The sequence below is a fragment of the Vibrio sp. 11-4(1) genome, assembly GCF_013048625.1.
Lineage (GTDB): Bacteria > Pseudomonadota > Gammaproteobacteria > Enterobacterales > Vibrionaceae > Vibrio > Vibrio diabolicus.
Genome location: NZ_VHSY01000029.1, coordinates 1 through 6291 on the forward strand (window position 1 = coordinate 1; position 6291 = coordinate 6291).

A 6291-nucleotide genomic window follows, 5' to 3' on the forward strand; every position below is an offset into this window, starting at 1 on the left:
ACACCGCCGTAAACTTTAGCAAGAGTAGTACAGATAGCTGCAGTTAGAGTTGTTTTACCGTGGTCAACGTGGCCGATAGTACCAACGTTAACGTGCGGTTTCGTACGTTCAAATTTTTCTTTAGACATGAGTGGTCCCTCTAGGTACGGATTTAGGTGGCCCAAATTGACCACGCAACCAAAAAAAGATAATTGGTAAATCTAATATCAAAAGGAAATAAACTTGAGAGCTGGTGCTGATAGGCAGACTCGAACTGCCGACCTCATCCTTACCAAGGATGCGCTCTACCACCTGAGCTATATCAGCACTCAAATTAGAGTGGAGCGGGCAGCGGGAATCGAACCCGCATCATCAGCTTGGAAGGCTGAGGTAATAGCCATTATACGATGCCCGCAACACGTAACTCTGAGAGCTATTTCCTAAAGAATATGGTGGAGGGGGACGGATTCGAACCATCGAAGGCAGTGCCGGCAGATTTACAGTCTGCTCCCTTTGGCCACTCGGGAACCCCTCCAAATTTTCAAGCCATTCAGACTACTAAAGGAAAGAATGGTGCCGACTACCGGAATCGAACTGGTGACCTACTGATTACAAGTCAGTTGCTCTACCTACTGAGCTAAGTCGGCATAAGTGGTGCGCATTCTATTGAATGATTTTCGAGGTTGCAATAGTAATTTTAAAAAAAATCATAAAATTCGATTTTTTAGATTCGTTTGCTTCAAATTCGTACAAACTTGGCTTTTTTAAAGTAAACTTCGACCTTTGTCGTTTGCTTTGAAGTTCGCTTGATGTATGTTCTTGCTTCTACTAAACCAAGGATAAAAGAGACCCATGAGTCCATTTTTGTCATTTGACCGTGCAAACTGGGCCGAGTTAAGAAACTCTGTACCGATGACACTTTCTGAAGACGACTTGACTGCGCTTCAGGGCATTAATGAAAACCTAACCATGGAGGAAGCGGTAGAAATCTACCTTCCTTTGTCTCGTCTTTTGAATCTGTATGTCCAAGCGCGTCAAAGCCGCAACTCTGTATTACAACAATTCTTGAATACGGAAGAACATGCCCCTCCTTTTGTGATTGGTATCGCCGGCAGTGTCGCTGTAGGCAAAAGTACGACAGCTCGTATTCTGACCGCATTACTTTCTCGTTGGGAGAATCATCCCAAAGTGTCCTTGGTCACTACAGATGGCTTTCTATATCCGAAAAAGGTACTAGAAGAACGCGGTATCATGCATCGTAAAGGGTTTCCTGAGTCCTATGATATCAAACGTTTAGTTGAGTTTATGTCTGACGTTAAAGCGGGTAAGCCGGATCTTGAAGTACCTATTTACTCCCACATCACGTATGACATTACGGACGAACTAAGAAAAGTTGATAGACCGGATGTTCTTATCATTGAAGGTTTAAACGTTCTACAAAGTGGAATGGATTATCCGCATGATCCACATCGCGTCTTTGTCTCTGATTTTTTGGATTTTTCGATCTATGTCGATGCTGAAACAGAGACAATTGAACAGTGGTATGTGGAACGATTTCTAAAGTTTCGCCAAGGGGCTTTTACTAAACCCGGTTCTTATTTTAGTCACTACACGCAACTGTCAGTCGATGAAGCAAAGCAAAAAGCGAAACAAATTTGGCATGATATTAATGGGCTCAACTTGGAGCTGAATATTCTTCCCACCCGAGAAAGAGCCCATTTGATTCTACATAAAGGCGTCAACCACTTGGTTGATAAGGTGTCTTTACGAAAGTAATTGAACGTCAATCGCTTTTACGCAACGAGATTTCGCCACCAATGTAAGTCTCTAGCCCTTGCGAGGTTTCGAGTAATATCCCGCCTTGATGATCGATGCCGCGTACGACGCCGTGCACCTCTCTAGGTCCGATGAGCAGCTTGACTTGACGATTGAGAAAGTTATCTAATCGATTCCAACGTTCGACAAAGCTGGTAAGCCCTTTCAGTTCATACTCGATAAGTGCGGAATTCCAATGCTTGATAAGCGTCGTCGCTAGGACATTTCTATCGATCACGAGACTCTCGTTTACCTGATTCAATGTTGTCCATGGTTGATCAATCTCAGGTTGCTCATCAGGCATTCCAATATTGAGCCCCATCCCAATCACAAGATGAGCAGCACCACCGGCCTGCCCTGACATCTCCACTAAGATTCCTGCCAGTTTTTTATCTTGATAATACAGGTCATTTGGCCACTTGAGTTTAACGCCTTGTATGCCCATTTCTTCTAGTGCTTCCACTGCGGCAATACCAATAACAAGGCTTAAGCCCATTGCCGCGGCCATTCCCGCATCTAATCGCCAGTACATGGATAGGTATAAGTTAGAGCCAAATGGAGAGATCCATTGTCTACCGCGGCGACCACGTCCTTGTGCTTGATACTCAGCTATACAAACACGGCCCTTTTCTGACTCTGCAACTCTATCAAGCAAATACTGGTTGGTTGAGTTAATCACAGGAACAAGCTCAACAAGTGACTCCGCACTAGCAGTAAGGAGAGCTTCATCTAGCAACTGCAATGGTGATGCCAACTGGTAACCGCGCCCTTGCACTCGATAAATATCAATGCCCCACTCACTAAGACCTTTAATATGCTTAGCTATTGCCGCTCTGGATACATTCAGGGCTTCGCCCAGCGCCTCTCCAGAATGAAACTCGCCGTTACTTAATGACTTTAAGATATGAAGTTTCGTAGAGTGATCTTTTCTCATCTTAACGCCTCGATCTGAGCCAAGTTGGTTTCCCCGGTACGGTTCAGAAATCGCACTTCATGCTCAAGTTCTATTTGGTATTTATCCCACACTGCCTGCTTCACTAGGGAAGCAAGTGCGACAACATCATCGGCACTGCAGTTGTCCATGTTGGTCAAAACCAAGGCTTGCATAGGGTTGACCTGTGCACCATGCACAGACTTCCCCTTTAATCCGCACTGATCAATCAGCCAACCAGCCGCGACTTTCATTCCGCCAGGAGTTGGATAGGCCACGATATTAGTATGTTGCTTCATGAGCCGATCATAATGCTCTTGAGTGATCACTGGGTTTTTAAAGAAACTCCCTGCGTTACCTACTTTGGCTGGATCCGGCAGTTTCTCCGTTCGCACTTGGTAAACTCGCTCGAAGATTGTTGCTGGGCTAAGTTGTTCTTCCGGAATATCTTTTAAAGGACCATATTGATTAATCGGTTGCCATTGCTTAGCCAACTTAAGCCCTAGTGCGGTAATAAAGCACTTTTCATGCAAAGCGTGTTTAAAAATGGAGTCTCGGTAGCCAAAGTCACAGTCTCTGGCGCTCATTCTTCTATTTTCAAACGTAGTTAGATCAAGAACATCCACGTAGTCACAAATGTCTTTTAGCTCTAGCCCATAGGCTCCAATGTTTTGAATAGGAGCCGAGCCTGCACAGCCAGGGATCAGGGCTAGGTTTTCTAACCCACCAATTCCCTGACTCACACACCAGGAAACCAACTCAGGCCAGTCTTCACCACCTGCAATATGCAACAGGTATTGGTCATCCGTTTCCGTCACATGTTTACCCATGATTCGATTAACGATCACTAACCCGTCAAAATGCTCAGTGAAAAGAACATTACTTCCTTTACCTAAAAAAAGTTTCGGTAAATGGGTGAATCTCGGGTCTTGAAATAGTTGGGTAACCTCCTCGAGCGACTCGATGGTCGCTAAATAGGAACACGACTGTTCAATCCCAAAAGTATGGTAAGCCTTAAGGCTTGCATTTGTTTTAATTTGCATAGTAGGTTTGCAACGTCAGATAAGATTCTCTTAAACTGTCGACATTCTACATTAGTTATCTTTTAACCGCAGTGACAATACCTGACTCATTAATCATAGAAGTGTTAAATCCTATCAAGCTCCCTCTCATTAAGAGGTTGTACAAAGCGCATTACCCTTCGGGTCGAGCAAAAAAGGATGAACTGATCATTACAGCGAGCCATAAAGGTGAAATCGTTGCGTTACTACGCTTAAAAACCGTAGATAGATCTCGATTGCTGACGGGAATGCTGGTCATTCCAACACTTAGGGGAACTGGCATTGGAAAAGAACTACTAACTCATTGTAAAAACAATGTTTTCACTGATGGCGATTATTGCTTCGCGTTTACACATCTCGAATCCTATTATTCCAAGCATGGATTCAAAACCATTGATTGCTCTGAGCTACCACACCCGTTAAAAATGGCATTTCAACGCTATGTAGATAGCGGTAAAGATCTCATTCCAATGCAATTCATCTCTTCAACGACATCAAAACGCGCGCTTTTGTAGCCAGGTAAATCATATCTTTGATAAAATGGCAGGTTCGCAATATTGCACTAAACTAAGGTACTCATACCGATATGATAGTAAGTAGGAATCCATTCGAACAGTTGCCAAGTCTCGCTGTCAATCCGGAAGACTTTGATGTTCTGTATTCAGCAGAATCATTCAGGACTAGTCTTTTGGATGCAATCAGCAAAGCAACGTCGCGAATTTACCTAGTCGCTCTATATCTGGAAGATGATGAAGCTGGACGTGAAATTCTCACTGCGCTTTATGAAGCGAAACAGCGAAATCCTGGGTTGGACATCAATATCTGTGTCGACTGGCATCGAGCGCAGCGTGGCCTGATTGGTGCGGAAACATCTGAGGGTAATTCTGCGCTTTACAAAGCGTATGCCAATAAGTACCAACACCCGATCCCTGTCTATGGCATACCTGTGCGTGGCAGAGAGGTTTTTGGGGTACTACATTTAAAAGGCTTCATTGTCGATGATACTGTCATCTACAGCGGGGCAAGCTTAAATAACGTTTATCTGCACTATCACGAACGCTATCGCTTTGATCGTTACCATGTGATTCGACATGAGTCTTTAGCTAATTCAATGGTGCAATTCATTCAGGAAGAGATGATTGCTCACCCAGCTGTCAATGATCTTGCTGGAAAAGATAAGCCAGAAACCAAAGAAATTAAGTCGGCGATTCGTCAACTGAGAGCTTCACTTGCTCAAGCTAATTATCAGTTTGAAGACCAACCTGCAACAGAGGAAAGTGTAAAAATCACCCCGCTAGTTGGTCTAGGAAAACGCCGCAATCTGCTCAATCAACAGATTGTAAAGTTACTAGCGGCCGCCCAAAACGAAATTTTTATCTGTACTCCTTACTTTAACTTCCCTAAAGCGCTGCATCGTGAAGTGAAGCGAGCCATGAAACGCGGTGTGAAAGTAACTATTGTTGTGGGCGACAAGACAGCAAACGACTTTTATATTGCCCCTGAGGAAGACTTTAAAACCATTGGCGGACTTCCATATCTCTATGAAGTAAACCTACGCCGCTTTGCGAAAGCAAATGAAGCGAATATCGCTGCGCGTAAACTGTCAATTCACCTCTGGAAGCATGACAATAATAGCTTCCATCTCAAAGGCATTTGGGTTGATAAACGCTATATGCTACTGACGGGGAATAACTTAAATCCTCGGGCTTGGTCACTTGATCTAGAAAATGGGCTTCTCATCCAAGACAATTATGCGAAGCTCACTGAGAAGTTCGAAGATGAGGTTTCGCGTATCCTTGAGCATACCCATCTTATCTGTACTTATAAACAGTTAGAAAAAGTGGAAGATTATCCGATAGGGGTGCAGCGGTTAGTAAGAAAAATAACCCGCCTAAAAGCAGATGGGGTTTTAAAGCGCATTCTGTAAGCATAATTAACTTCAAAGCTCAGCATTTTCCTGCTGGGCTTTTTTATTATTCCTAGATCCAATAGCTTAATACTCTATTAGACCTCTATATTAGTAGACTTCAGTAAATAAACTTGCGAGACGCAACTTAACCCCAAACGCAACAACCTAGAATCTAGAAAGGCAATACATGCGTAAGTGGCTAGGTGCTTAATAACTCAGTCTTCCGATCTTACTCTTTCTTACACTACGCTAGTGAATAAGCTTTCTAACACGTAATAAAGGGGAGCTTTAATGAGTCAGCACAGGGGCTCAAAACTAGCGCTCGAGACTGGGACCCGGTTCAGCAGAAACCGCAGTAACTACGCACCACCTCACTCATGACAGAGCTTAGAAAGCATAGCGAAGAGGGAAACCTGCCTCTCGATGCAAGGTTTCAATATGGAAATGGGGTTAAGGTAAGTCGGGTAACCAAAACGAAAAAAGCCCCAGTCTTTCGACTGAGGCTTAATATAAGTGGCGGAGTGGACGGGACTCGAACCCGCGACCCCCGGCGTGACAGGCCGGTATTCTAACCAACTGAACTACCACTCCGCAGT

6 protein-coding genes and 5 tRNA genes are annotated in these 6291 nt (G+C 44.1%); 3 read left to right on the top strand and 8 right to left on the bottom strand.

Annotation, left to right across the window (positions count from 1 at the left end; all coding sequences use genetic code 11):
* The 5 genes from FKN16_RS23760 to FKN16_RS23780 form a co-directional block, all read right to left on the bottom strand.
* Positions 1-128, bottom strand: a 128-nt coding sequence (locus FKN16_RS23760) for a GTP-binding protein (RefSeq protein ID WP_227484038.1), incomplete at its 3' end; no start/stop codon positions are given.
* 102 nt (positions 129-230) lie between these two features.
* A tRNA-Thr gene (locus FKN16_RS23765) sits at positions 231-306 on the bottom strand.
* Positions 307-319: 13 nt separating this feature from the next.
* Positions 320-394: transfer RNA gene (locus FKN16_RS23770), tRNA-Gly, on the bottom strand.
* A gap of 35 nt (positions 395-429) precedes the next feature.
* Positions 430-514 (bottom strand) — tRNA-Tyr (locus tag FKN16_RS23775).
* A gap of 36 nt (positions 515-550) precedes the next feature.
* Positions 551-626, bottom strand: a tRNA-Thr gene (locus FKN16_RS23780).
* 205 nt (positions 627-831) lie between these two features.
* Here FKN16_RS23780 and coaA point away from each other — a divergent pair.
* Complete coding sequence (gene coaA, locus FKN16_RS23785) at positions 832-1755, top strand: type I pantothenate kinase (RefSeq protein WP_005398335.1); 924 nt, start codon at positions 832-834, stop codon at positions 1753-1755.
* Positions 1756-1762: 7 nt separating this feature from the next.
* On the opposite strand, the gene birA is transcribed toward coaA, so the two are convergent.
* Complete coding sequence (gene birA, locus FKN16_RS23790; protein ID WP_053809528.1) at positions 1763-2728, bottom strand: bifunctional biotin--[acetyl-CoA-carboxylase] ligase/biotin operon repressor BirA; 966 nt, start codon at positions 2726-2728, stop codon at positions 1763-1765.
* Positions 2725-3768 (bottom strand): UDP-N-acetylmuramate dehydrogenase, encoded by a 1044-nt coding sequence (gene murB / locus FKN16_RS23795; RefSeq protein WP_170903690.1) that lies wholly within the window; start codon positions 3766-3768, stop codon positions 2725-2727. Before murB ends, birA begins: the two co-directional genes overlap by 4 nt.
* A gap of 101 nt (positions 3769-3869) precedes the next feature.
* Between murB and FKN16_RS23800 the strand changes: the two genes are divergently transcribed.
* Both FKN16_RS23800 and pssA read left to right on the top strand, forming a co-directional pair.
* A complete protein-coding gene (locus FKN16_RS23800; protein WP_031780708.1) occupies positions 3870-4301 on the top strand; it encodes a GNAT family N-acetyltransferase in 432 nt (143 codons plus the stop codon).
* 71 nt (positions 4302-4372) lie between these two features.
* Entirely contained in the window at positions 4373-5713 is a 1341-nt protein-coding gene (gene pssA / locus FKN16_RS23805; RefSeq protein ID WP_170903691.1) for a CDP-diacylglycerol--serine O-phosphatidyltransferase, read from the top strand.
* A gap of 496 nt (positions 5714-6209) precedes the next feature.
* On the opposite strand, the gene FKN16_RS23810 is transcribed toward pssA, so the two are convergent.
* Positions 6210-6286: transfer RNA gene (locus FKN16_RS23810), tRNA-Asp, on the bottom strand.
* Positions 6287-6291 lie beyond the last annotated feature (5 nt).